The following is a 26,307-nucleotide window of genomic DNA, read 5'->3' on the forward strand; positions in this document are numbered from 1 at the left end:
TCGCGCACAACTTCGGCGTCTCGGCGCGGACGGTGACCTTCTCCGACGGCAAGCGGCTGGACGTGCCGGCCGCGTCCACCGCGACCAGCGCGGGCGGCGGCGGCCCCACGCCCACGCCGACGCCCACTCCCACCCCCACTCCGACCCCGACCCCGACTGGGACGCCGACCCCCACCCCGACGCCGACTCCCACGCCTGGGGGCCCGGTGCGGTACCTGCTCGGCGGGGGAGGGCTCGGCGCGGCCGCCGGGACGGCCGGGGCCGACACCGTCGCCTCCGCCGGCGGCGTCAACCACGACGGCACCCCGGCCAACCCGCTCGTCTACACCGCCGGCGGCCTCACCATGACCTCCACCGGCGCCGCCACCGCGTTCGACCTGTACCTGGACGCGGGGACCGCGGTGGGCAACGGCGTCCAGGCGCGGGTCTCCTACGACCTCACCGGAGACGGCTCCTACGACCGCGTCGAGACCTACCGCTACTTCGCCACCGACCCGGTCGCGGGCTGGGAGCACTACACCCAGGCCGCCGGGCTCGCCTCCTCGACCGGCGCCCTCGGCAACCTGGTCAACGGCCGGGTGAGGGTCGAGGTGTGGAGCGCCATCGGCGTCAACCCGACCTCTCTGGGGGTCGGCAGCCGCTCGGTCCTGACCCTTCCGTTCCGCTGACCACGCGGCTCCGTCACCGGCCCGTCCAACCAGCCTGAGCCGCCGACCCGTCCGCTCTGTCCGACCCGTCTGACCTGTCCGACCCGTCTGACCTGTCCGACCCGTCTGACCTGTCCTACTCGTCCCACTCGTCCCCGAGAGATGAGGAGCATCATGGGCATGACCACCGATCCACCGGCGCGCCGCCGCTCGCGGCTGCGCGCCGTGCTGGCCGCCGCCGGAGCCGCCGTCCTCCCGATCATCGCGCTGACCCTCGGCGGCGGGCCCGCCGGGGCCTCGGTCCCCGCCACGCCGAGCGGCTGGAACCTGGTGTGGAGCGACGACTTCAACGGCTCCGCCGGGACGATGCCCTCGTCGGCCAACTGGATCATCGACACCGGGTACAGCTACCCGGGCGGTCCCGGCAACTGGGGCACCGGCGAGATCCAGAACTACACCGCCAACGCCTCCAACGTGAGCCTGGACGGCGGCGGAAACCTGCGCATCACGCCCGTCAGAAGCGGCTCGGGGGAGTGGACCTCCGCGCGCATCGAGACCCGGCGCACCGACTTCAAGCCGGCGGCCGGCGCCGTCCTGCGCATCGAGGGCCGCATCCAGATGCCCGACGTCACCGGCGACGCGGCGCTCGGCTACTGGCCGGCGTTCTGGGCGCTGGGCTCGCCCTACCGGGGCAACTACCAGAACTGGCCGGCCATCGGCGAGTTCGACATCATGGAGAACGTCAACGGGATCAACTCCGTGTGGGGCGTCCTCCACTGCGGCACCAACCCCGGCGGCGCCTGCGGCGAGACCAACGGCATCGGCGCCAGCCGTGCCTGCCCGGGCTCCACCTGCCAGTCGGCCATGCACACATACCGCTTCGAATGGGACCGTTCGGTCACCCCCAACCAGCTGCGCTGGTACGTCGACGGGCAGCAGTTCCACAGCGTCAGCCAGAGCCAGCTGGACGCCACCACGTGGAACAACATGACCGGCCACGGCGGATACTTCCTGCTGCTCAACGTGGCGATGGGCGGCGCGTTCCCCAACGGGGTCGCCGGCCGCTCCACCCCGACCTCGGCCACCGTGTCCGGACGCCCCATGGTGGTCGACTACGTGGCGGTCTGGCAGAGCGGCGGCACCACCACACCGCCCCCGAGCTCGCCGCCGCCCAGCTCGCCGCCGCCGGGTGGCGTCGACGCCCGCTCCACCATCCAGGCCGAGCGGTACCAGGCGCAGTCCGGCACCCAGCTGGAGACCACCACCGACAGCGGCGGCGGCCAGAACGTCTCCTACATCGCCAACGGCGACTGGCTCCGCTTCGACGGGGTGAACTTCGGCTCCACCGCCGCCCGGCAGTTCGTGGCCCGCGTCGCCTCCGGAGCCCCCGGCGGCGTCAGCGGCCTGATCCAGGTTCGGCTCGACAGCCTCACCGCCGCACCCGTCGGCGACTTCGCCGTCGGCAACACCGGCGGCTGGCAGAGCTGGCGCACCGTCCCGGCCAACATCTCCGGCGTCACCGGAACCCACACCGTCTACCTCACCTTCGGAAGCGGCCAACCCGCGGACTTCGCCAACCTCAACTGGTTCACCTTCACCAGCTGACCCCGCCACCCCGAGCCTCGACCGGTCCCGGTCCGCCGAGGCTCGGGGTGGCGCATGCCCCTGCAGTGACCACAGTCCTTCATCAGGTCGAGCTCTGTACCGGGTTCGTGCAGGATGTGATCGGCGCCGGGGCGGCGGGTCGTGGTGCGGCGATGACGGCGCCGTCGTGCGGCGGGTGGCCGGCCTGCGCCGAGTGGTGGCGTCGTTACCCGGCTGGCGTTGGTGGCGTCGTTATGCTGGGTCGATGAAGATCCGGATGGTGGGCGCGGTCAGCGGCGCCCTGCCGGCGGCGCTGGCGTTGACCCTGGCCGCCGGGTGCGCCACGTCGGAGGGCGCGTCGCCGCGGGCGTCCGGCGGGGCTTCGCCCGCGACGTCCGAGGGAGCCTCTTCCGCCGTCGAGGTGGCCTCGCCGGCGGCGTCCGAGGCGGCGTCGCGCGTGGCGGGCCTGCGGGTGAGCAGCCCGGCGTTCGGGGACGGCGCGGCCATTCCGCGCAAGCACGCCTGCGCCGCCCAGGGAGGCAAGGACATCTCGCCCCCGCTGGCCTGGTCCGGCGTCCCGTCCGAGGCGCGCGAGCTGGCGGTCGTCGTGGACGACCCGGACGCGCCCGGCGGCTCGTACATCCACTGGATCGTGACCGGCCTGCCCGCCTCGCTGACCGGCCTCGGCCAGGGAGCGACGGAGGGAAAGACGCTGCCCGGCAGCGGCGGCGCTCCTTCGTACGCCGGCCCGTGCCCGCCGGGCGGCACGCATCACTACCACTTCACCGTGTACGCGCTGCGCGACCGGTTCCAGCCGGTCGGCGACCCGCGGGCCGTGTACGCCCGGCTCAAGAAGGCCGCCATCGCCTCCGGCGAGACGGTCGGCACCTGGACCCGGCGCCCCTGACCGAACATCCGCCCGCTCGGGGCGCGCGGTCAGAACGGTGGACGGCGTCCGTGCGGCTGGACGCGCCGTCGAGTCGCCCGAGGATCGGCCCGGGCGGTCAGCGGGAGCGGGCGCCGCTTCCGGCGAGCGCGGTGGCGACGCCCAGTCCGAGGTAGACGCAGCCGCTGACGTACCGCAGCGCCCTGTGCCTGCGGCGCAGCAGCCCGCTCAGCGTGCCCGCGCCGAGGGCGTACACCATGTCGGCGGCGATGCCGAACATCAGCAGGGTCAGCCCGAGAACCACGATCTGCAGGGCGGGAGACCCGGCCGCGGGGTCGACGAACTGGGGGAGGAAGGCCAGGAAGAACAGGATGACCTTCGGGTTGAGCACGTTGACGATCACGCCCTCGAGGAAGACCTTGCGCAGCGGCTGGGTGGCCGCCGCGCGCGCCGCGGCGCCGTCCCTCGAGGCCAGTGTGCGGATGCCGAGGTAGACCAGATACAGGGCGCCCGCCCACTTGACGGCCGTGAACGCCGCCGCCGAGCGCGCGATCAGATACGAGAGCCCGGCCGCCGCCGCGGCGATGTGCAGCAGCGTTCCCGTCTCCACCCCGACGGCCGAGGCCACCGCGGCAGCCCGTCCCTGCGCGATGCCGCGCGCGGTGATGTACAGGTTGTTCGGGCCGGGAACGACGACCAGCACCAGCGCGGCCACCGAGAAGACCACCAACGTCGAGGCAGAGACCATGCCCGCGACCCTAACCTCCACCGGACCAGCAGAAGTGGTCCATAACCATCCCTTCCTCTCAGTCCAAAGCCTGCTTGACGACGAGCGGCACCGTCGCCGAACGACGGGTCCGATCACCGGCACTCACCTCAGTCCAGGTCCGGGGTGCTTCGACGGGAGGTCCGCGACCTCGGTCGCCTGCTGCCACGGCCGGCCGAGGTCGCGGAGGGCGTCGGTTGCAGATAAAGCTGTCGGTGTCCGCGTTGTTGTCGGTGCTCGTGTCGGTGTTCAGCTTGAGGTGTCGGCCGTCGATATCTGGAAAAGCCAACGCACCCCAAGCCGGTTCACCGACAACAGACCTGACGACGCCACGGGGCTGCCGACGCTGTGTTTGAGATTCCAGACACTTACCGTCAGTCCACACGCGCCCAGAAATCGTACGGGTCCTGCCCAGGGCGGAATCCGTGCGCCTCTGCCATGTCTGCCGCCTCTCGGAACTCGTGAGCTACGAGGGATGGGTCGTGGGCGTCGCTGCCGAAGCTGACCGCCGGTCCGCCTTCCTGGTGCCACCATCGCAGGATCACCGGTGACAGCGGCAACCTCGTGTTGATCTCCAGGGCCCGCCCCGACGAGGCGGTCGCCCGCAGCGCATGCCGGAACTCCTCCTCGAAGGCCAGCGGATCGAAAGGCCCAGCCTCCGTAGGCCAGGACCGCACTGGGTAGTCGATGTGGGCAAGCACGGAGAACACATCGCTCCCTGCCGCCAGTCCGGCAACCTCGGCCAGGTACTCCCGGATGACCTCGGCCGCAATCCGGTGGTCGTACAGCCCCCACGGTTCCGCGAACCCGTCGCCGTCGGGCAGGCAGTGCAGAGAGCCCAGGATCCTGTCGAACCGCCCGGCCGCGAGTACCTTCGCCACGGCCTCGGCGTGCCAGTGTGGCTCCCCGACCTCCAGCCCACTCAGGATCCGTAGCCCGGAAAAGCGCTCGCGACACCGCTCGATCGAGTCCAGATACCCGTCCACATCGAACGCCGGAGGACTCAACACCCCCTCCGGCGAGCTCAGCGACAGCAGATGAGCGTCATCCGCGGAACCGATGTTCAACGACGTGTGGTCAAGGTGTTCGGTGAAGGCGATCGCCGGGAGCCCAAGCTCCACCGCCCGCGCGCAAGCGTTCTCCATCGAGGCATTCGGGGCGTCCCAGGACCACTCGCTGTGCACGTGACTGTCTACAGGCAACATCACAAAAGCACCGTAGTGGACGATCACGGGAAGTGGCCTTGAAGGGGAGGACACGCCGGTCAGTTCACCGACAACAAGACCTGAACGACTCCACCCGAACCTGTCCGCATCAACATGTCGGACTACGGGTCATGCGTGTCCGCTTCGACAACATCACTTGGAAGGGACAGAGGGGAAGGCAGGGCATGGGCGGGTTGTGGCGGCTCTGCGGCGATTCCGGGTTCTGTCGGGCGGGCGTGCGATACTCCCCAACGTGGTGTGGCGGGAGGCGGGCAGCGCTCTTGTGGGGCGGTCGAGTGAGCTCGGTCGCCTCGTCGGGGTGCTCGACGCCGCCGCCTCGGGGCACGCGGGGGTGGCCGTCGTCAGCGGCGACGCCGGCATCGGCAAGAGCCGCCTGGTCGCCGAGCTCGTCGCCCTGGCCCGGGCCCAGGGTTTCGCCGTGCTGACCGGCCAGTGCGCCGAGCTGGGTGACGCCCTGCCCTACCTCCCCCTCGCCGATGCCCTTCGCGGCGCGGCCGGCGACTCCGGCCTGGCGCAGGCCATCGAGGCGCGTCCGATGCTGCGCAGGCTGACGCCCGGCGCCTGGCTCGACTCCCAGCCCGCGGCCGGTTCGGGGCTCACCCAGCAGCAGCTCTTCGGCTCGACGCTCGACTTCCTCGCCGAGGCCGCGGCCGGAAGGCCGGTCCTCTTCGTGCTCGAAGACCTCCACTGGGCCGACCGGTCCACCCGTGACCTGCTGGTCTTCCTCAGCCGCATGTTGCAGCACGAGCGGGTGTGCCTGCTCGGCACCTACCGCACCGATGACCTGCACCGGCGCCACCCGCTCCGCCCCCTGCTGGCCGAGCTGCAGCGCCTCCCGTCGGTCACCGCGGTGCGCCTCGGCCCGCTGGACGCCGACGCGCTGTCCGACCACCTGGTGGCCCTCGGCGGCGCCGACGCCAGGGCGATCGGCGACATCATCACGCGCGCCGAGGGCAACCCCTTCTACGCCGAAGAACTGCTCGCCGCCGAGGGCCTGCCGTACAACGTGGCCAACCTGCTGCTCGCGCGCGTCGAACGGCTGTCGGAGCCCGCGCAGAGCGTGCTGCGGGCCGCCGCGGTCGCCGGCCGGCGCATCGACCACGACCTGCTGCAGAAGGTCTCCGGCCTGCAGGACATCGAGCTGGAGGAGGCCATCCGCGAGATCGCCTCCCGAGGGCTGATGCTCCCCGACGGCGACTACGGCTACGCGTTCCGCCACGCCCTGCTCCAGGAGGCCGTCTACACCGATCTGCTCCCCGGAGAGCGCGCGCGGCTGCACAGCCGCTTCACCCGTCTGCTCGACTCGCCGGCCGAGCTCGCCTACCACTACCTGGCCGGTCACGATCTGCCCGGCGCCCTGGCCGCGTCCGTGGCGGCCGGACGGCGAGCCGACCGGCTGGGCGCGCCCGTCGAGGCCCACGACCACTACGATCGGGCTCTCGCGCTGTGGCAGCGCGTCCCCGACGCCGAGCAGGTGGCGGGCATCGACCGCGTGCGGCTGGCGCTGCTGTCCGCCGCCGCGGCCGAAGAGAGCGGAGCCACCCACCGGGCCGTCGCCCAGATACGGGAGGTCCTGGCCGTCGAGCGGCCGACGGCCGAGATCTGGGAGCGGCTCGCGTACTACCTGATCGACGCAGGGGACGACGCCGGCGCCGTCGAAGCCGCCAAGACCGCCGTCCACCTGGCCACCGAGGCCGCGGACGAGGAAGATGACCACGGTCCGGCGGACGACCAGGCCGAACGGCGTCAGGTCAAGAACTGCCGGGCCGCTCTGCTGGCCAGATCCCTGGCGACGTACGCGCGTGCCCTGGTCTGGAGTCCCCAGCACGGCGAGGTCGAGCAGCTCGCCGGCCGCGCGCTCGAAGCCGCGCGCGCGTCGGGCGTGCGCGACGCCGAGGCCAGCGCGTTGATCACCCTGGCCGTCGTCGCCGACATCGGCGGCGACCGGCAGCGGGCCGAGGACGTGCTGACCACCGCGGCCGCGGGCGTGCCCTCCGGCAATCTCTCCATCGACCTGCGTGCCATCTTCAGCCTCGCCAGGGTGCAGTACGACCGCGGTAACCTCGCCGATGCCGCCGCCACCGCCGACCGCGGCGTCGACCTGGCCCGCGAGACCGGCCTGACCTGGAGCAACTACGGCACCGACCTGCGCTTCCTGCGGCTGCTCATCCACTACACGGCCGGAGAGTGGGAGCAGGCGGGTGAGCTGGCCGCGGGGTTCGCGGCGCGGGTGGGCAGGCTTCCCGAGGCATGGTTGTCGGGGTACGCGCTGTTTGTGGAGGTCGCGCGCGGCGACCCGATCGTCGAGGAACGCATGGTCTGGCTCAGGCCGTTCTGGCGCGACCCGCTGGTCAGCTACATCTCCCGGACTCTGGCCGCCGAGCACGCGCTGTGGAACGGCGACCCGCGCTCCGCCATGGAGCACATCGACGCGGTGATCGCGGTGCTCGAGCCCTTCGACCCCGGCATGATCCGCGTCTGCGCCACCGGCCTGTGGGCGCTGGCCGAGCTCGGGCAGCACCCGCCACGCGCCGACGACCAGGCGAAGGCCGACGACCTGCTGCGGCGCGCCCACCAGGCGGCGACCCTCGGGCCCGGCTCGGGCACCCGGGGCGCCATGGGGGTCGAAGGCCGGGCATGGCTGGCCAAGGCCGAGGCCGAACGGCGGCGAGCCGGCGGCGACGCCGATCCCGCGGCCTGGCGGGCGGTCGTGGACGCCTTCGACTTCGGGTCGGTCTACGAGGTCGCACGCGCGCGCTGGCGCCTCGCCGAGGCCCTGCTCGCCACGGCGGACCGCGACGAGGCGTACGCGCAGTGGCGGCAGGCCGTCGACACGGCCGCCGCGCTCGGCGCCGCGCCGCTCCACCGTGCGCTCACCGACCTCGGCCGCAGGGCCCGCTTCCCTTCCCCGTCCAAGCAGGACACCACGGACGCCGCGTCTTCGACGGCGACGTCATCGCCCTCGTCTTCCGCCGCCCTGGCCGCACCGCCGGCCGACCACGGCGGTCCCGCGGTCTCCCTGACCGGCCGTGAGCAGGAGGTTCTCGCCCTGGTCGCCGCCGGCCTGTCCAACCGCGAGATCGCCGAGCGGCTCTTCATCACGCACAAGACCGTGAGCGTGCACGTCTCGAACATCCTCGCCAAGCTGGGCGTCTCCTCCCGCACCCAGGCCGCCGCCTACGCCCACCAGCGCGGCCTGCTCCCCTGAGGGCGCCACTCGCCTCGCCCAATGTCCGGTCGGCGCGGTTCCAGCCCTACTCCAGGATGCGCAAGCGGCACTCCCGCAAGCGGCACTCCCGCAAGCGGTGCCTCGGAGGGAACGCTCACAGGAGAATGCTCCGGAAGACACGGAAGAATGCTCCGGGAGACGGTGCCGGCGGCGGTAAGGGGCCGCCGGAACGCGGCTGCCGGGCATGATTCCGAGAGAGGGCGCCCCATTGAGACGTTCCCCTTCGGACGATCCTCAGGCGACGGTCACCCTGGGAACGGTGCTGTCTCGGGGTCCTTCATGAAGGACCGCTCTCCGAAGGAGTGAGGACCAGGTCGCGGACGATCTGGATCAGCTCCGCCGGGTCGAACGGCTTGGTGAGGTAGGCGTCCACCCCGATGCCGAGGCCGCGCTTCTTGTCCTCTTCCTGGGCCCTGGCCGTGATCATCATGATCTTGATGTGGCGCAGGCTCTCGTCGGCACGCAGCTTGGTGGCGGTCATCCAGCCGTCCAGGCGCGGCATCATCACGTCCAGCGTGATCACATCGGGTTGGACGGACGCCACGCGATCAAGGCAGTCCTGCCCGTCCGTCGCCGTCTCCACCTGGAACCCCTCCAGGCTGAGATTCACGGCGATGAGCTGCCGGATGACCTCGTCGTCGTCCACGACCAACACGCGTCCCAGAACCTCTTCCACGGCCGCGAGGCTAACCCCTGAAAGCCCTCCCCGCGACCTTTTCCCCCAACTCAACCCCCACGGCCACGCGATCAGACACCGCCCTTCCCCGACAGGCAGGGCAGAACGCTCACCCCGGCCACGCAACGCCCGGACCAACCGCTCACCTCCCGAGACGAACCGCTCATCCCTCGCGACGACCCACGCTCTCCGGGCCGTCGCGCCCCTCGTTCCGAAGCCCGTGACCTCACATCGACGCCGCCTCCTCCCCGCCTCTTCCGCAGCGATGCCACGCCGGAAGGGAACCCGCCGGCATCGCCGACCCACCTCTCATGAACCGATTCCCCATGCCGCTTGTCCACAGCCTGACGCTCCAAAGCCCCCGCCGTGCTGAATCGCCGCAGCTCATTGGCTACGTCAGTCGCATTCACCGCTGAGTGGCCATCGCCCTTCGTCCACAGAACGCCGTTCGGCCCAACGGCCGGCAGCTCTCGAAAATCACCCTTGGGCTTGATTCGCCATCGAGCCCAAGGAGGGCACCGTGATCACGATGCTCGTCACCACCGTCCTCATCACGGGGACGGCACTTCCCCTCGTCGCTTCGGCCGCTCCCCGCCCCCCGCTGACCCGATGCACGCAGATCCGCCGGCTGCCCACTCTCCACCACCTCACGGCCCCACCTGCCCGTCGATCGTCCCGCGTTCTCACGGCATGCGTCGGCGAGAGCCCGGGAGGCCTTCCTGTAGCCCGGTCGTCGCTCCATGACCGCCCGTGGCCGCCTCACCGCCAGATCGACCCCTACGGCACACCGGCCGCTCGGCTGTGGACCTGGCCGGTGCGTGACCTCCTGCCGGAAGAGATCGACATGAACACGCCGGGCGAGGGGCACCTCGCGCGGCAGCAGGTCGGCGCCCGCACCGACGGAGGCCTTCTGCTGCGCATCCACCAGCCGGCGCTCGTCGACCGCCGTGGCCCGCACGCCGGTTCACCCGAGGCCGCCGAGTCCGGTCAGCCGCCCGGCGCCGATCGTCCAGCGCGAAGTCTTCCCGTGTACCGACGCTCTCCCCGTGTGCCCGACCGAGACCGGTCTCGGTCGGCGCCTGACGGCGGCGGACGCCGGCATCGGGAGGCCCCCGACCCGGCGTTCCCCAGATCGACGCCAGACGACGCGGCCGGAGCAGCCCGTTCCCAGCGCCCAGGCGGGGCGGCCCGCTCCCAGCGCCCAGGCGGTGCCGCGCCGACGGCCGGCCGGCCGGTCCCCACCTCCCGCCGTCCTGCCGGCGATCGGTCGGCGTCCCGCTCGCGGCAGGTCACTGCCGGGGCCATCGCCGCGCGAGCGGCCGTCAAGAAGATCGGCACCCCGTACGTCTGGGGAGGAGGGTCACGGAACGGGGCCACGAAGGGCGGGTTCGACTGCTCGGGTCTGGCGCTGTACGCCTGGTCCCGGGCCGGGGTCTCCCTGCCTCACTACACGGGCAGCCAGTTCACCAGAGGCAGCAGGATCCCCCTCTCCCGGCTCAAGGAGGGTGACCTGGTGTTCTTCGGAGGAGGCGCCGGAGACCCCACTCATGTCGGCATCTACCTCAAGAACGGAATGATGGTCCACGCCCCGAAGTCCGGTGACGTCGTGCGCACCGTCGACTTCGCCCACTCGGCCTACTACCGGGCGCGCTACCGAGGCGCCATCCGCCCCGGCAAGTAAGTCCTTTCGTCCGCACCCACGATGTCGCACCAGGCGATCCACCCCGGTCCCAGCACGGTGGCCCGGCAGACCCACTGCCACGATCCACGCCACCCACGCGAAAACCGTCTCCAAGCCCCGAGCAGCACAGGCCGACCCCGCCGATCCGGCACACCACGACGATTCGCGAGGTCACAACCAGGCCCAAGCCACCCGGAGCTCCCACGACGGACCGGGGCACCCGCCACAGCGAGACCGACAGCCGAGCGGTTCACCTGGTCACAGCAGCCCCAGTCACCTCCAGTAGCCCCACGACGAGACAGGCGACTGCCAGGACAAGCCACAAGCTCGGCGGCGGGACGGTTTGGACTTCCCGTCCGCTCCAGGGCCCGAGCGGCGAGGTGGGGCGGCTGCTGGCACAAGCTCGGCGGCGGGACGGGTTGGACCTCCCGCTCTCTCCAGGGCCCAGCGGCGAGGCAGGCGGCTGGCGGGACAAGACTAGGAGCGAGACGGTTTCGATTTTCCGCCCTGGGGCGGCGCCGTCGGGGTGGGGCCTTCTCGGTGGCTTCGCGGGGCTGGTCGCGGGGCATGGTTCGGCTGGAGCGGGTTTCTGAGTAACGGAAGACCGCCAGATGCTGGTAGCCTTACCACTCGTTGAGCCCCCTTAGCTCAGGGGATAGAGCACCGGCCTCCGGAGCCGGGAGCGCAAGTTCGAATCTTGCAGGGGGCACACGATCTTGACCAGCGGATCCATCCGCTGAGCAGGGCGAACAGCACGGCAACGGGCGGGTCTCCAGTCTCACGGAGTCCCGCCCGTTCTCATTGACGCCGCTGGTTGTGGACCAGTTGTGGACCACACGCGTGCTTCCGTAGTGATCTCCGTGTGGGGATGAGTCAACGCTCGGTCCTTGGTGTTGTGCATGTGTGGTCAATACCGATCGTCCTCTCTTGTCGTACATGCCTGGTCCATCTCGATAGCCCGAGGCGATCAGGGGCATGGATCACGAACGGGGGTGCGGAGTGACCGGCCGGCCAGGTCACGACACAGGGTGCGGGGGCAGCCGACCGGTGGGGCACGGCACAGAGATGCGGGGCGAGCAGGCGGGGTGGATCAGGAGCCGGTGCGCGGGGCCGGTGCGCGGGTGGTGCGGAAGCGGGCACGGTAGGCCGTGGGCGGCACGCCCAGTTCGCGGACGAACGCCCGCCGCATCGTCTCCGGAGAGCCGAACCCGATGCGGCGGGCCACGACGTCGAGCGGCCTGTCACTGGTCTCCAGCATGTTGCGGGCGCTCTCCAGGCGGGCCAGCTCGACGTACCGGGCCGGGCTGAGCCCGGTCTCCTGCCGGAACAGGCGGGTGAGCTGCCGCACGCTGAGTCCGGCGCGCGCGGCCATGGAGGCCAGGCCGTGGTCGCTGGCCGGGTCGACGGCCACGGCGTCCAGCACCGGGCGCAGCGGCGCGCACCGCTCGCCGCCGGCGAGCAGGCGGACGCTGAACTGCGACTGGCCGCCGGGCCGCTGCATGAACACGACCAGGTGCTTGGCGACGGTGCGGGCGAGGTCGGCGCCGTAGTCCTGCTCAACCAGCCCGAGCGCCAGGTCGATGCCCGAGCTCACCCCCGCCGAGGTGACGATGTCGCCGTCCCGGACGAAGATCGCGTCCCGGTCCACCTCGATGCCCGGGTACGCCCCGGCGAGCCGCTCGGCCAGCTCCCAGTGCGTGGCCGCGCGGCGGCCGTCCAGCAGCCCGGTGGCGGCCAGGACGAACGCGCCGGCGCAGACCGAGGCGGTGTGCCGGGCGCGGCCGGACAGCCGCCGCACCTGGTCCAGCAGCGGCCGGTCGGCGGATGCCGCGTCCACGTCGGGGCTGCCCGGCACGAGCAGGATGTGCCCGCCGTCGCCGAGCTCTTCAAGGGCCACGTCGACGCCCAGCCGGATGCCTCCGCTGGTCCTGATGTCCCGTCCGCCGAGTGAGGCGATGAGCGGCCGGTAGCCGGCGCCGTGCTCGACGGCCATGGTGAACACCTCCAGCGGCCCGGTCACGTCCAGCAGGCGGACGCCGTCGTACACGACGACGACCACGGTGCGTCCCTCATGCTCGTGCGGCGTGGCCATGGCTTCAGTCTGCTCCCCGCCTCGGACGACCCGCGGCACCGCGGTGTGCGTGGTCTCGTGCCCCACCAGCGGAGCCGCCGATCGTGACGGGTGTGTCGCCGAACATGGTTCCTCCGTATCAGGACGCGGCGTGCTCGCGCTGGAAGAGCGCGGTGAGCGCCGCGATGACCAGCAGGCCCGCCGACAGCCACAACCCCCGCGCGATGCCGCCGTCTCCGTCGGACAGCAGGCCCGATGCCAGCGGGCCCGCGGCCTGCCCGACGGAGAAGGCGACCGTCAGCAGGGCGATGCCCGCCGTCCAGCCGGTCGGCGGCAGCATGCGCCGGGCGATGAGGGTGGCCGCGGTCGGTCCCGCCATGAACCCGGCGCCGAAGACCACCGCCGACAGCAGGGCCGAGAACGGGCCGGGCGTCATGAGCAGCACGGGCAGTACGCCCGCGAACACCAACGCCGCGACGAGTGCCGTCGCCCGGCCGCCGCGCAGCCGTCCGGCCAGGCGGCTCCAGACGACCAGCGTGGTGACCGCCGAGGAGAGCCCGAGCACGACGAAGAACAGCGCGGTCATCGAGGCGCCGAGCCCCTGAGTCCTCAGCAACGCGATCACGAAGGTCATGTAGCTGACATATCCGGCGCCGAACAGGACGTACCACGCGAAGGTCGGGCCGAGGCGGCGCAACTGGTGACGGGCCAGGACGGCGGCTTGCGTGCCGGCGGAGTCGGGGACGCGCCTCGCGCCGAGCCAGGCGGGCAGCAGCGCGACCACGGCGGCGGCGCCCATGAGCAGCCAGCCCAGCCGCCAGCCGTCGTCGCCGGCCGACAGCGCGGCGGGCACGACGAGCCCGGAGATGACCACCCCCACGCCGACGCCCGCCATGTACACCGCGACCGGCAGTGCGGAGCGGCGTCGCGGGGCGCCCGCGGCGACGCGGGAGACCAGCGCCGAGCCGATGACGAAGGTGACGGCCGTGGCCAGCCCTCCGACGAACCGCAACGCCAGCAGCGCGGAGAAATCCGCCCACGCGGCGGTGGCGAGCAGTGCGAGCGCGCTGAGGGCCAGGCTCCACAGGAACGCGGCGCGGTCGCCGAGCCTGCGCGCCCAATGGACGGCGGACGCGGCGCCCAGGATGTACCCGGCGGCGTTGGCGGTGTTCATGCCGCCGGCCTGCGCGTAGGTCCACCCGAGGGTGTGGTGCATGGAAGGCAGCAGCAGGGCGTAGGCGAAGCGGGTGAAGCCGAGCGCGACCACCGGCCCGGTGGCCAGGCCGAGCGCGATCAGCACCTGCCGGGCGACGCCCGCGCGCTGATCCTGGGGCGAAGAGGTGACCGCGGTCATGTACGGCCTCGGCCGCGCGTGAGCCACATGGTGATCGTCCTTCCGGTCGGTTTCGAGGCCATCGATGCCTCAAGGCGCCGGAGAGCACCACCCATGGCCGTCGATCCGGCCATCCGTCCCTCGGATCAGGCCATCGGCCCCAGCGGAACGGCCGACGTGGACCAGGCCCTCACCGGAGGTGCGAAGAACGCCCGCGGGCCCCCGACGAGAGCGGGTATCCACGTGGACCGACCGCGATGCGAGTGGTGAGCTGGACGAGCGGGCCTGGGGGGACATGCAGGCACTTTTGAGCGCGAGGACCGGCCGCACCTGTCCGTCGATCGTGCGTTGGCGTAGGCACCGGATACCCCGCCGGTCATGGGGGTGTCGGCATGGGCCTTCGCGGGGGAGCGGGGCGGGGACCTCAGGTGTTCTGGCGGCTGAGGGTGCGGGTGATGGTCGGCAGGACGGCGATGGACAGGGCCCAGCCGAGTGCCTTCAGGGCGATGGACATGGCCAGGCCGGGGCCGTGGGGGGAGAAATGCTCCTCCAGGCCGAATGGAGAGCTCGGCAACAGGACGTCGAGGCTGAAGAGCGCGGCGTTCACCACATGGTCGGTACTCGGGATCGGCACCGCCTGGAAGATGAAGACCGCGGTCCCGGTGGCCCATGCCGCGATGAGCCAGCAGAGAGCGCGCAGCGGCACGTAGCCGTACCCCGCTATGGCGTCGTAGAGCCAGCCGATGGTCCTGCGGGGCCAGACCAGCCGGCGACGACGGTCCCGGTTCTTGGCGAGCAGCACGATGCGCGCGTCCCGGTCGTGTCCGAGGCCGCGGTAGTACCGCGCGAGCTGCTCGTACGGCTGAGGGTGGTACCGCTGTGGACTGCGCCGCAGCCAGGCGATCCTCTCCGCGACCGGCGGCTCGGGATCCGGGTCGAGGTCGTCGTAGACCAGGCCGTTGAGGCGCGTCGGGGTGTCCAGCAGCGTGCTCAGGGTGCTCAGCCGCGCGTTGGTGAGGTTGACCTCGCCGGTGATCGTCGAGAGCAGGACCAGTGTGTCGATCCGGGCGCGCTCGCACGTCACCGCCCGCCCGCCGGGGTTGGCGAGTTCGGCGCCGGTGAAGTCGGCCGTGCCCGAGATCTGCGCGCCCTGCAGACGGATTCCGCCCTGGGCGGTGAACCCGCCGCGGAAGAACAGGTCCTGATCGACCGTCAGCCGTTGACCGCTGAGCGCGGCCCCGCCGGGGTTGCGGATGGTGGCGCCGTTGAAGGAGATCTGCCCGTGGATGTGCGCCCCGGGGAGCTTCACCTCGCCAGAGGTCGTGAATCCGTTCTCGCAGAACATGTTGAGTTCGACGACCATGCCGGCGGCGGAGAGCGCCGGCCGGTCGTGAACGGTGATGTTGCTGCCGCCCAGATCGAGGGTGCCGCCGATGTGAGCGCCGGCCAGCCGTATCGCGCCGAGGCGGCATGAGTTCAGCCCCAGCGGTCCGTCGGTCCGAAGGCGGTTGGCGTCAAGCGAGGGAATCCGGCAGGCGGAGACGAACAGCCGGCGAATGCGCGCGTCCTCCATGTCGATCGGCTCGTCGAACCAGCAGCGCCGCAGGATGATCTCCGCGGCGATCTCGCCGCCGTTGAGGTCGAGCGCGCCGGTGATATGGGCGCCGCGAACAGCGAGCCTGGCCGGGCCGCCGCGCTCGGCGCCGCGGCCTTCGAGCAGCAGGGCGCTGATGACCTCCGCGCGAATCCGCCGGTCGGGGGTGAACTCGTCCGGGTCGAACCCCTCGGCCGTGGGGTCGATCGTGCCGAGATCGAGCCGTTCCCCCTCCGGGAACGCCTTCCAGAGCCGTCGCTCCGCGTCCGTGCGCAGGTCGTTCGGGTGCACCGTCTCTTCCTTCTGTCAGAACCGGCAGTGCAGGGGATCGGTGAACACGGGAGGAGGGCCGGTCAGGGCCGCGCGGATCGACTGTTCCAGGATCGAGTACGGCGAGCCGTCCGCCCGGTCGAGGCGGAGAGGTTCGCGCAGACCGGTCTCGGTGTTGCTGATGAAGCGGGGTGGGCCGGTGTGCTTGTAGCCGCGGGTGTGGAACAGCAAGGGATGACCGAGGACGACGTCGCCGGCCGAACCGGTGATCTCGCGGAAGTTGCCGATCGGCTCGGCCAGCACCGCGTCGAACAGCTCCAGGTGGGTCATGCCCTCGGGGTGGGCGGCGAGCACTCTCGCGGCGCGGCGGTGGGAGCCCTCGGACACGATGGTGCCGCCGCCGCGCGGCTCGATGTCGGAGAACAGGCCGATCAGCAGCAGTCCCTGCCGGGGCGCGTCGATCGTGTGGCGGAACCAGTTGCCGTCCACGTGCCACCCGTACGGGGGTACGCCGTACGGCCGGTCGGCGCCGTGCGCGAAGTTGACCGGCCAGAAACCCCAGCTCCGCTCGCCGCGCCAGCGTCCGGGGCCGAGCAGTTCTTCGACGGCCGCCGCCACCTGGCCGGTGAAGCAGGCGAGCACCTCGGGCGTGTCCAGGCGCTCTTCGATGTCGTACCCGGGCGGCCACGTGGCGGGGTCGTCGCGCAGGATGCCGGCCTTCTCCGCCATCCGCCGCCAGACCCGGTCGCGGGCGGCGGCCGCCTGCCGCGCCGTGAACGCGCCCGGAAGGACGCACAGGCCCCGCTCCACGAAGCTCTCGATGCGCGCCCGGCCCAGCATGGTCACCAGTACAGCAGCCAGCGGCCGTCGCACCACACCCCGTGTCCCTGCAGGGTGAGCCGCTCGTCGTCGGGTTCCACCTGGCCGACGGGGGCGACCTGGTGCAGGATGTGGCCCGAGTGCACGGCCATCGTGCCCACCGTGTACGGGACGTAGGTGCGGGTGTGGAACCGCAGCAGATCGGTGGCGCCCTCGACCCAGCCCCGCCGCCGTGCGAGCTGGAACTGCTCGTAGGTCGCGTCCCACACGTTCAGCCCGCCGCCGGCGACGGGCAGCCGGATCGGCAGCGTGAACGACAGCAGCCGTTCGAGGTCGGTGCCCGGGGGCCAGTCGAAGGCCCGGTACTGCAGGTCGAAGTGGATCGGCGCCCGGGGTTTGGTGAACACCGCCGCGGCCAGCCAGACGTGGAAGCCGGGCAGTGCCAGGTCCTCGGGGTAGCACACCGGCGACCCGAGATGCTCGCCCAGCACTTCGGCCAGGCGCTCGTACAGCCAGCCGAACCGCTCCCACAGCACCGGCCGCGCGGCCCGTGCCCGCGCCCGGTACTCTCCCGCCCGCGGGTCCTGGGCCAGGTCGAGGTAGCTGGGCGGCCCCAGGGTGAAGAACGCGGTGGGCTCGGGTCCCCGGGGCAGCCAGTGATCTCGCAGGTCGTGCACGGTGTCGCGGACGGCGGCGCTCTGCTCGCCGGTCAGGACCGGGACCGATTCCACTATGCGGCCCCCTCTTCCAGCAGGGTCAGCAGCGACCTGGTCACGGCGCCGCCCAGCCTGCGGTCGTACCAGTCGTATCCGGGCATCGGATTGACCTCCAGACACCAGTGGGTGCCGTCGTCGGCCACCTTGAGGTCCCACCCGGCGAACGCCAGCCCGAAGTCGCGGGTGCACGCGGTCATCCGGTCGGCCAGCGGGCCGGGCAGTTCGCACAGGCTGAAGCCGACCTCCCCGGCGGGAGCCGCGCGGTAGTCCACGACGGGAGAGATGATCCGCTCGGCGTGCACGCGGTCGCCCACGACGTGCGCCCGTACGTCGGCGCCGGTGACGTAACGCTGCACGTGCACGGGCCCCTGCCGGGAGTCGAACCCGGCGAAGTCGCCCGGGCCGACGAGCCTGCTCGTCGCCCGCACTCCGGACACGGCCTTGACGATCGTCGGTCCCGCCGCGGCGAACGCGCCGAGACGGGCCCCGTCGGAGCTGGTCAGGCTCTCGGGCACGGCGAAGCCCGCCTGTGCGATGGACCACTCGTGCAGGGGCTTGGCGCCGTTGTCGGACCCCGCCCGGTTCACCACCAGGCCGGGGATGTGGTCGAGCCAGGCCGTCAGGCCGGTCACCAGGCTCTGCCAGGCCACGGCGTGACGGGGGTCGTCCTGGAGAGCGGCCAGGTCGATCAGCCGGCAGAAGTAGGACGCGCGCGGGTCGAGTTCGTGCCTCCCGCTCGGGGTCGGCAGGACGCTGTGGCCGTCGTCGGGGATGGCCAGCCGCCAGCCCCGTTCGGCCACCACCTCCCGCAGGTCGATCGCCACGACGGGCGCACCGGCCCGCTCGGCCTCGGCCACGAAGTGGGTGAACGTGGCGTCGCCGCCGACGCCGATGGCGTAGATCATGGGAACAGCGCTTTCACCAGATGAGGGCCGAGTCCCAGCCAGACCATGCGGAGCTGCTCCAGGGCGGGGAACGGCTCCACGTTCACCAGCCGGGCGGACGCCAGGTCGGGGGCGAGCCGCCAGGTCACCGCGGCCAGGTCGAGGCCGAGCCGGGCGACGATGCCGATGCTGCGCTCGGTCAGGTCCAGATCGTCCAGGTCGGCGGTGGTGCACCGCCAGGCGTTCCCGCCCAGCACCACGACGCCTTCGAAGACCGGATCGGCGTCCGACCACCGTGCCCGGAACGGGCCCTCGGCCGTCATCGCGTTGGTCCACGGCGCGGTGGCCCCGGTGCCCTCGTCCCGCACCCACCAGGTGGCCTCCGCGTCCTCGCCCGCCGGTGGAGGCGCAGGCGCGGGCGGTGCCCCCGCGAAGACCTCCACGGAGCCGCCGGAGACCCCCGCGCGGAGCTCGGTCAGGGCGGCCGAGACCGAGACGCGGCTGCCGAGCCCCTGCGGGGTGGGGCGGTTGATCACCGGGGCGGGGGTGAGCGCGGCCACCCCCCACAGCTGGGCCAGGCACTCGCCGTACTGGAACTCCGCGTCGAAGCTGACGCGGAGCGGCGGGGGAGGGGGGAGGCGCAGGAGCATGGGGCATTCGGGCGTCACGGTGGCCACACCGTCGCGGACCGAGACGGTGAACATCTGGGCCGCGTCGAACACGTCCAGGACGCGTGCCTTATGCCCGCTCTCGGTGACGAATTCCGCCACCTCGATCGCGACCTCGTCTTCGGGGTCGGCGACGATGATCAGTTCTGGGTCGGCGGTCCCGGATGGCGCGGGCTCAGATGACAAGGCCGTTCCTCCTCAGGAACCGGTTGAACCGGGACGCGCGGAGCGCCGCGATGGTCTCGTCCTGTTCGCCGGACGGTGACGCGGGGGACGTCGTCATCCCCGCCTCCGGGCCCGCCGGGGATCGCCCGGGCGGCGGCGCGTACGCCTTCGGTCCGCCGGTGGGCGTGGGCCAGTCCCGGCCGTCCTTGCCGTCCTTCCAGTCCTTGGTGTCCTTGCCGTCTTTGGTGTCCTTCCAGTCCTTCAGGTCTTTGCTGTCCTTGTAGTCCTTCAGATCCTTGTAGTCCTTGTTCTCCTTGCTGTCCTTTCCGTCCTTCGAGTCTTTGCTGTCCTTATAGTCCTTGGAGTCTTTCGAGTCCTTGCTGTCCTTGGAGTCTTTGCTGTCCTTGAAGTCCTTGAACTTGGCGACGCCCGGCCGGGCGAGAGGCGGCACGGAACCGGCGGGTTCCGGGAAGGCGCGCCCGCCCGCGGGCAGCCGCCACAGCGCCGCGGTGACGTCCCTTCGTTCGGACGCCGCCAGGAACGGCATCACCCGCGACTCGTCCACCGTCCATGCCATCAGCCCGTTCTCCCCGTCCTTGATTCGAGTCGATCGTGATAGCCGCGCAACGCCGTCGCCAGCCGTCGCTGGGACGCCCTGTCGTGCGGGTTGAGGTTGCAGACCAGGTGGTCCACGCCGAGGTCGCGGTACGCCAGCAGGCCCTCGGCCACCTGCTCGGGCGACCCGGCCAGCACGGGATGGTCCTGCGGCCCGGGCTCGCCCACGGAGATGTTGACGCCGAGGGTGACGCCCAGCGTGCCGGGGGCGCGGCCCACCTCCGCCGATGCCTCTTTGAGCCGGGACAGCGCCTCACCGGCGGTCTCCGGCGGGCCGAACCAGCAGCCGTTCCACAGGTCGGCGTGCTCGGCGGCCAGGCGCAGCATGCGAGGACCCCGGGCGGCCACCAGGACGGGAGGACCGCCCGGCCGCGGCCCGCGTGGCCGCAGCTCCCCGCCGCGGACCCAGTGGTGCCGCCCCTCGTACCGGTCCAGTTCGCCGGTGCGGAGCAGCGGCAGGATGATTCCGAGCGCCTCCTCGAACCGGTCCACCCGGTGGTCGAAGGGGATGCCGAAGGCGTCGAACTCCGGCTGGTGCCAGCCGCAGCCGAGGCCGAGGATCAGCCGCCCCCCGCTGACCTCGTCCAGGGTGACGGCCATCTTCGCCAGCACCGCCGGGTTGCGGAAGGCCGTGCACAGCACGAGGGTGCCCAGCTCGACCCGTTCGGTGGCCTCGGCCAGCGCCGCCAGCACCGTCCAGGCCTCCCAGATGCCCTCGGTGGGCAGGCCGGGCTCGCGGAAGAGCAGGTGATCGTAGACCCAGACCGAGTCGAACCCGGAGTCCTCCGCCCGCAGGGCGAGATCACGGATCTCGACGTAGGACGGCTGCTTCCACGGGTACTCCGCCACTGGCAGGACAAGGCCGATCTTCAACGCCCCTCGCATTCACGACCGCACGACGTGAACACCCCCGAACCAAGCGTCACTATATGCCGGAAAGCGGCCGCCGGGAATGGCCGCGGGCCGGTCCGAATGGTCGCGGACCTCCGATCGCCGCAGCGGTGACGGCCGGCGCGTTACGTCCAGGATCGGCCGGCCTCGAATTCGAGCGTGGCGTCACATGGAGGGACGAGCTGAAAATTTCAGGTCGAAGTTTCGTGCGTGATTCGGCGCGGGTTCGAGGAGTTTCCGCAGGCCGTATCGGGTGCCGGGGTGTGTAGAAGGAAGCACTTAAGTCAGGGGTTTCTCGAAAGTTTCATGATGGCCTTGACACATTTCGGAGGCGTTTCCACACTGAGTCCCCGAGGTGGTCGCTCCCTGCCTGCTGATGGTCCGGCGGCGGAGAACGCCCGTCTCCGACGTCCTCGTGGTGTGCGTTCCCGGTTATGGGGTGGCGTCGATCCCACAGGACGTCGCGCGATTCCGCTGTTCCGTGACTCAGTTGTGGAGGCTCAGGCATGAGCACAAACGCCACCCCCTCAGATGGACGTCGGCGGCCACGCGGCGCACGCCGCGCCCTGATCGCCGGCGCTCTGGGCGTCATCGGTCTGACCACCGTGCTGATCGCGCCGGGTACCGCCGGCGCCGCCGAGAGCACGCTGGGTGCGGCGGCCGCGCAGAGCGGGCGGTACTTCGGTACGGCCATCAGCTCGGGCAAGTTGGGCGACTCGCAGTACACCACCATCGCGAACCGTGAGTTCAACATGGTGACGGCCGAGAACGAGATGAAGATCGACGCCACCGAGCCCAACCAGAACCAGTTCAACTTCAGCGCCGGTGACCGGGTCTACAACTGGGCCGTCCAGAACGGCAAGCGAGTACGCGGCCACACCCTCGCCTGGCACAACCAGCAGCCCGGCTGGATGCAGTCCATGTCGGGCAGCAACCTGCGCAACGCCATGATCAACCACATCAACGGCGTGATGGGCCACTACAAGGGCAAGATCGCCTACTGGGACGTCGTCAACGAGGCCTTCGACGACAACAACGGCGGCCGCCGCGACTCCAACCTCCAGCGCACCGGCAACGACTGGATCGAGGTCGCCTTCCGCACCGCGCGGGCCGCCGACCCGGCCGCCAAGCTCTGCTACAACGACTACAACATCGACAACTGGTCGTGGGCGAAGACGCAGGGCGTCTACAACATGGTCAAGGACTTCAAGTCGCGCGGCGTGCCGATCGACTGTGTGGGCCTGCAGTCGCACTTCAACAGCCAGAGCGCCTACAACTCCAACTACCGCACCACCATCTCCAGCTTCGCCGCCCTCGGCGTGGACGTGGCGATCACCGAGCTGGACATCCAGGGCGGTTCCGCGCAGACCTACCAGTCGGTGACCAACGACTGCCTTGCGGTGTCGCGATGTGTCGGCATCACCGTGTGGGGCGTACGCGACAGCGACTCCTGGCTCGGCGCCAACACCAGCCCCCTGCTGTTCGACACAAGTGGCAACAAGAAGGCCGCCTACACCTCGGTCCTCAACGCCCTCAACTCGGCCACTCCCAACCCCACCCCCACGCCGACCCCCACTCCCACGGTGACTCCCACCCCGAACCCCACTCCGACCCCGACCCCGACCCCGACGCCCACGCCGGGCACCGGGGCGTGCTCGGCGACGTTGAGCACGGTCAGCAGCTGGCCGGGCGGCTTCCAGACGACGGTGACGGTCACCGCGGGCTCCTCGGCGGTCAACGGGTGGACCGTGCAGTGGACCTGGCCGAGCGGGCAGAGCTTCAGCAGCGTGTGGAGCGGAACACCCACCGTCTCCGGCTCCAACGTGTCGGTGAAGAACGCCGCTTACAACGGGTCCATCCCGGCGAACGGGTCCACGACCTTCGGCTTCACCGCCAACGGCTCCGCGGCCACCCCCACCGCCACCTGCACCAGCCCCTGACCGGCAGGTAGGTGGGTCCGGCCGGTGTCCGCACCGGCCGGACTCGGGAGCGCCACGGCGTGGCGGCCATGACAGAGCAGCGGCCGGCGGACCGGCCGGGCCGGTTCCGCCGGGTTCGGGCCGGGTGGTGGAGACACCACCCGGCCCGAACTCATTGTGCGCGGCTCACCCGTCCCACGGACTCAGGCGACGGTGGCGGTGCCGACGAGGGCGCGGGCCTGCCCGGGGCTGAGCGTGCGACCCTGGGCGAACAGGTCGGTGAACAGGCCATCGCCGAGCGCGGCCCGCGCCATGCCGGTGGCGCGCTGGGCGTCGCCCTCCTCCGCGGGCGTGACGGTCAGGCTCGCCGACTCCCGGACGGCCGCCGCCGCGCCGAGCAGTCGAGCGGCGAGAGCGGGGCGTCCGCCGAGCGCGCACGCGCCCGCCATGCCGGCCAGCGCCAGCGCGATGTCCCCGGAGGCGCCCAGGTCCATCGCGATCGTGAACGCCTCCCCATGCCTGGCGAGTGCCGCGTCCGCGTCCCCGCGCAGCTCGGCGACGTAGCCCAGTTCGACGAGCACGCTCGGCGCGTACAGCGGTCGTCCCGGCCCGGTGCCCTGCCGGTCGGCGGCGCCGGCGAGGTTGCGCAGGTGCGCCTCGGCGACGTCCAGATCGCCCTGCCTGCGTGCGGCGAAGGCGAGGCCCATCTCGGCGAACACCGCGCCCAGAGGAGACGCCTGCTCGGTGGCCAGCTCCAGCCCTTCCTCGCAGTAGGCGCGCGCCGCCGGGTGGTCGCCGCACTGCATCGCGATCCAGCCGAGCCAGGACAGGCGGCCGGAGACGTCGGTCCAGAGCCCGAGGTCGGAGGCGATGCGCAGCCCCTCCAGGTGCAGGTGGTTGGCCCGTTCGTGGTCGCCGGTGAGGCCCGCGTGCGCGCCCAGCCACTCGGTGGCCTGCAGCAGGCCCCACCGGTCGCCGAGCTCGCGAAACAGCGCCGCGCTGCGGGCGCCGTCCCGTTCCAGCGCGGCCGTGTCTCCTCGCACATGCGCGTGCTTGGCCCGCAGGCCGAGCGCCGCCGCCACGCCCCACGCGTCCCCGCCGGCCTCGAAGGCGTCCAGGGCCCGGGCGATCGAGGCGCCCGTGGCGGCCACGTCGCCGAGGTCGATCTCGGCGAACGCGAGAAACCACTCGGCCCTGGCTCGTGCCCCTGGGTCGTCCACGCCGTCGTAGGCGCGCAGCGCCTCCTCGTGGCGGGCCGGCCAGTCCGCGATGTCGCCCAGCAGGAACGAGATCCCGGTGTGCCAGGCCGTCGCCCGCGCCCGAGCGCCTCGCAGCCCCCCGGCACCCGCCGTCCCCGGCATCGTCGCGGCCGGTTCGCCGGACGCTCCCGACAGCGCGCGTGAGTCGGCCGCTGTCGGCGCCGGCGGCGACTCGGCGGTCGCGGCCAGCGCCGCCCGGAGGGAGCGGCGGGCCTCGTCCAGGCGGCCGCGCAGGAACCAGTACCAGGTCAGCGCGTTGACCAGGCGCAGTGCCACGCCCGCGTCGCCTTCGCACAGCGCGTTGTCGAGCGCGGCGCGCAGGTTGGCGGCCTCGGCGTCCAGGCGCCGCAGCCACCGTCCCTGCTCGGGGCCGTACAGGTGCGGTTCGGCGCTCTCGGCCAGAGCGGTGTAGTACCGGCGGTGCCGCCCGGCCATCCGCCGCGACTCGGCCGCCTCGTCCATGCGGTCGGCGCAGTAGGCGGCCACCGACTCCAGCAGGCGGTAGCGCGGGGCGTCGTCCCCCCGGTCGGTCATCACGACGAGCGAGCGGTCCACCAGCCGCGCCAGCACCTCGCCGGTGTCGTCGTCCCCCGCGCGGACGGCGTGGGCGGCCTCCAAGGTGCAGCCGTCCGCGTGGACGGCCAGGCGGCGCAGGACCGTGCGCTCGGCCGGGGTGAGGAGCTGCCAGCTCCAGTCGATCATGGCCATGAGCGTCTGCTGGCGCGGCGGCGCGCCGCGGTGCCCGGTCGCCAGCAGCCGGAACCGGTCGTCCAGCCCCGCGACCAGGCCGCGGATCCCGAGCGCCCGCACTCGCGTGGCCGCCAGCTCAAGGGCGAGCGGGATGCCGTCCAGCCGCCGGCACAGCAGCGCGACGGCCTCGGCGTTCTCGGGGGTCAGCGTGAACCCGCGCGCCGCGGCGCCCGCCCGGTCCACGAACAGGCGGACCGCGCTGAAGTGCTCCAGCGTCGCCGGGTCGGCGCGCCCGGCCGGGCCGGGGACCTCGAGCGGCGGGACGGGCCACACCACCTCACCGGCCAGGCCCAGGGGCTCACGGCTGGTTGCCAGCACGCGCAGCCCCGGCGCGGCGCGCAGCAGTGAGGCCGCCAGCTCGGCCGCCTCCTCGATCACATGCTCGCAGTTGTCGAGCACCAGGAGCATGCGGCGGGTGCGAATCGCGCGGGCCAGCCGCTCGACCGGCCCGGCTGGCTCGCGGGGCCCGGCGACGTCGCGGACGTCCAGGACGGCCATCACCATGTCGGTGAGCGACTCCAGCGCGTCGCGGGCTCCGGCCCGGTCGAACGCGCCCAGCTCGGCGAGCCAGGCTCCGTCGGGACAGGACTCGGCCAGCGGGGCGGCGGCCTCCATCGCCAGCCGGGTCTTGCCCACCCCGCCGGAGCCGGTCAGCGTGACCAGCCTGGCGTGCTGGAGTGACGCGCGCACCTCGGCCACCGCGTCCTCGCGGCCGATGAGCCCGGCGATCGCCGTGGGCAGGTTCGACCTCGGCCGCGCCACCGCCCCCGCGCCGGCCGGGTCGTCGCCCGCGTGGCCGTCCCTCGCCGGTCCGAGCCTTCCCGAGCCGTCGCCTCCCGCGTGGCCGTCTGGCGCCGGTCCGGACATGCCGGGGTAGGCGAATCGGGCCGCCGCGTCCAGAGGGACGGTCAGCGCCGGGTCCTGAGAAAGGATCGACCGGTGGAGGGCGGCGATCTCGCGGCCGGGGTCCAGCCCCAGTTCCTCCGCCAGGTGGGTTCGCAGGCGCTCGTAGCTCTCCAGCGCCTCGGCCTGCCGTCCGTCCCGGTACAGGGCGAGCATGTGCAGGGCGCGCGGCCGTTCCCGTAGCGGGTGGCGGGCCACGTGGTCGCCGAGGTCGTCGGCGACCACGGCGTGCAGGCCGAGCGCCAGCCGCGTCTCGGCGAGGTCCTCCAGCGCGGTGAGCCGTCGCTCCTCCAGCGTGGCGACGCTCGCCTGGAGGAACGGCTCGTCGGCGAAGTCGGCGAACGCCGGCCCCCGCCACAGCGCCAGGGCGCCGGACAGCAGGCCGGCCCTGGCCCGCGGGTCGCCGGTCTCGCGCGCCTGGGCCGTCATCGCCGCGAACCGCCGGGCGTCGACCGCGGCGGCCTCCGCCCGCAGCACATATCCGGGCGGAGGTGACACGACCAGGTCGCGGCCGCCCGGCTCGGCGTCCTCCAGCGCTCGGCGCAGCTGGGAGACCTTGGCCGACAACGTGCCGGACGGGTTGCCCGGCGGCCGGTCGCCCCACAGGTGCTCGACGAGCCGATCGGCGGACACCGGCCGTCCTTCGTACATCAGCAACGCCGCCAGCAGGGCGCGGACCTTCAGGCCGGGCACCGTGACGGGGACGCCGTCACCGGTCCACACCGCCACCGGTCCGAGGACCCCGAAACGCATGG

Annotated in this window: 19 protein-coding genes and 1 tRNA gene; 7 read left to right on the forward strand and 13 right to left on the reverse strand. The window is 72.1% G+C overall.

All coding sequences use genetic code 11. The annotated features are described in order from the left end of the window. Positions 1-32: 32 nt before the first annotated feature. From ABZU32_RS02715 to ABZU32_RS02725, 3 genes are all read left to right on the forward strand, one after another. Positions 33-668 carry a hypothetical protein gene (locus ABZU32_RS02715; RefSeq protein WP_354916183.1) on the forward strand — a complete coding sequence of 212 codons (636 nt, stop codon included), beginning with the start codon at positions 33-35 and terminating at the stop codon, positions 666-668. 159 nt (positions 669-827) lie between these two features. Continuing rightward, on the forward strand, positions 828-2,252 hold the full coding sequence (locus tag ABZU32_RS02720; protein ID WP_354916186.1) for a glycoside hydrolase family 16 protein: 1,425 nt from the start codon (positions 828-830) through the stop codon (positions 2,250-2,252). Between the two features lie 244 nt (positions 2,253-2,496). After that, on the forward strand, positions 2,497-3,138 hold the full coding sequence (locus ABZU32_RS02725) for a YbhB/YbcL family Raf kinase inhibitor-like protein (protein ID WP_354916189.1): 642 nt from the start codon (positions 2,497-2,499) through the stop codon (positions 3,136-3,138). Between the two features lie 97 nt (positions 3,139-3,235). Here the strand turns inward: ABZU32_RS02725 and ABZU32_RS02730 are convergent, their stop codons facing one another. Together ABZU32_RS02730 and ABZU32_RS02735 are read right to left on the reverse strand one after the other, a co-directional pair. After that, positions 3,236-3,865, reverse strand: a complete 630-nt coding sequence (locus tag ABZU32_RS02730) for a LysE family translocator (protein ID WP_354916192.1) — start codon at positions 3,863-3,865, stop codon at positions 3,236-3,238. A 392-nt stretch (positions 3,866-4,257) separates the two neighbouring features. Then, positions 4,258-5,115 carry a PHP domain-containing protein gene (locus ABZU32_RS02735; protein ID WP_354916195.1) on the reverse strand — a complete coding sequence of 286 codons (858 nt, stop codon included), beginning with the start codon at positions 5,113-5,115 and terminating at the stop codon, positions 4,258-4,260. Positions 5,116-5,341: 226 nt separating this feature from the next. Here ABZU32_RS02735 and ABZU32_RS02740 point away from each other — a divergent pair, with 226 nt between their 5' ends. Then, positions 5,342-8,317, forward strand: a complete 2,976-nt coding sequence (locus tag ABZU32_RS02740) for an AAA family ATPase (RefSeq protein WP_354916198.1) — start codon at positions 5,342-5,344, stop codon at positions 8,315-8,317. A gap of 298 nt (positions 8,318-8,615) precedes the next feature. On the opposite strand, the gene ABZU32_RS02745 is transcribed toward ABZU32_RS02740, so the two are convergent. After that, positions 8,616-9,014, reverse strand: a complete 399-nt coding sequence (locus ABZU32_RS02745) for a response regulator (protein WP_354836616.1) — start codon at positions 9,012-9,014, stop codon at positions 8,616-8,618. 814 nt (positions 9,015-9,828) lie between these two features. On the opposite strand from ABZU32_RS02745, the gene ABZU32_RS02750 reads away from it, so the two are divergent. Together ABZU32_RS02750 and ABZU32_RS02755 are read left to right on the forward strand one after the other, a co-directional pair. Continuing rightward, on the forward strand, positions 9,829-10,695 hold the full coding sequence (locus ABZU32_RS02750) for an NlpC/P60 family protein (protein WP_354916201.1): 867 nt from the start codon (positions 9,829-9,831) through the stop codon (positions 10,693-10,695). A 637-nt stretch (positions 10,696-11,332) separates the two neighbouring features. Then, positions 11,333-11,404, forward strand: a tRNA-Arg gene (locus ABZU32_RS02755). 381 nt (positions 11,405-11,785) lie between these two features. Here ABZU32_RS02755 and ABZU32_RS02760 read toward each other — a convergent pair. From ABZU32_RS02760 to ABZU32_RS02800, 9 genes are all read right to left on the reverse strand, one after another. After that, a complete protein-coding gene (locus ABZU32_RS02760; RefSeq protein ID WP_354916204.1) occupies positions 11,786-12,787 on the reverse strand; it encodes a GlxA family transcriptional regulator in 1,002 nt (333 codons plus the stop codon). A 118-nt stretch (positions 12,788-12,905) separates the two neighbouring features. Beyond that, the gene (locus ABZU32_RS02765; protein ID WP_354916207.1) at positions 12,906-14,120 is read right to left on the reverse strand and encodes a YbfB/YjiJ family MFS transporter; all 1,215 of its coding nucleotides are present in this window, start codon (positions 14,118-14,120) and stop codon (positions 12,906-12,908) included. Positions 14,121-14,523: 403 nt separating this feature from the next. Next, positions 14,524-15,984 carry a hypothetical protein gene (locus ABZU32_RS02770; RefSeq protein ID WP_354916210.1) on the reverse strand — a complete coding sequence of 487 codons (1,461 nt, stop codon included), beginning with the start codon at positions 15,982-15,984 and terminating at the stop codon, positions 14,524-14,526. 15 nt (positions 15,985-15,999) lie between these two features. Continuing rightward, a complete protein-coding gene (locus ABZU32_RS02775) occupies positions 16,000-16,809 on the reverse strand; it encodes a hypothetical protein (protein ID WP_354916213.1) in 810 nt (269 codons plus the stop codon). Continuing rightward, the gene (locus ABZU32_RS02780; RefSeq protein WP_354916216.1) at positions 16,806-17,513 is read right to left on the reverse strand and encodes a hypothetical protein; all 708 of its coding nucleotides are present in this window, start codon (positions 17,511-17,513) and stop codon (positions 16,806-16,808) included. The genes ABZU32_RS02775 and ABZU32_RS02780 overlap by 4 nt, the downstream gene beginning before the upstream one ends. Beyond that, positions 17,513-18,403 carry a hypothetical protein gene (locus ABZU32_RS02785; protein WP_354916219.1) on the reverse strand — a complete coding sequence of 297 codons (891 nt, stop codon included), beginning with the start codon at positions 18,401-18,403 and terminating at the stop codon, positions 17,513-17,515. Before ABZU32_RS02785 ends, ABZU32_RS02780 begins: the two co-directional genes overlap by 1 nt. Then, a complete protein-coding gene (locus ABZU32_RS02790) occupies positions 18,400-19,236 on the reverse strand; it encodes a hypothetical protein (RefSeq protein ID WP_354916222.1) in 837 nt (278 codons plus the stop codon). The genes ABZU32_RS02785 and ABZU32_RS02790 overlap by 4 nt, the downstream gene beginning before the upstream one ends. Beyond that, complete coding sequence (locus ABZU32_RS02795) at positions 19,226-19,792, reverse strand: hypothetical protein (RefSeq protein WP_354916225.1); 567 nt, start codon at positions 19,790-19,792, stop codon at positions 19,226-19,228. The genes ABZU32_RS02790 and ABZU32_RS02795 overlap by 11 nt, the downstream gene beginning before the upstream one ends. Next, complete coding sequence (locus ABZU32_RS02800; protein WP_354916228.1) at positions 19,792-20,679, reverse strand: LLM class flavin-dependent oxidoreductase; 888 nt, start codon at positions 20,677-20,679, stop codon at positions 19,792-19,794. Before ABZU32_RS02800 ends, ABZU32_RS02795 begins: the two co-directional genes overlap by 1 nt. A 548-nt stretch (positions 20,680-21,227) precedes the next feature. Here ABZU32_RS02800 and ABZU32_RS02805 point away from each other — a divergent pair. Continuing rightward, complete coding sequence (locus ABZU32_RS02805; RefSeq protein WP_354916231.1) at positions 21,228-22,661, forward strand: endo-1,4-beta-xylanase; 1,434 nt, start codon at positions 21,228-21,230, stop codon at positions 22,659-22,661. A gap of 182 nt (positions 22,662-22,843) precedes the next feature. Here the strand turns inward: ABZU32_RS02805 and ABZU32_RS02810 are convergent, their stop codons facing one another. After that, entirely contained in the window at positions 22,844-26,305 is a 3,462-nt protein-coding gene (locus tag ABZU32_RS02810; RefSeq protein ID WP_354916233.1) for a BTAD domain-containing putative transcriptional regulator, read from the reverse strand. Positions 26,306-26,307 lie beyond the last annotated feature (2 nt).

This window comes from Sphaerisporangium sp. NPDC005288 (assembly GCF_040607475.1).
Lineage (GTDB): Bacteria > Actinomycetota > Actinomycetes > Streptosporangiales > Streptosporangiaceae > Sphaerisporangium > Sphaerisporangium rhizosphaerae.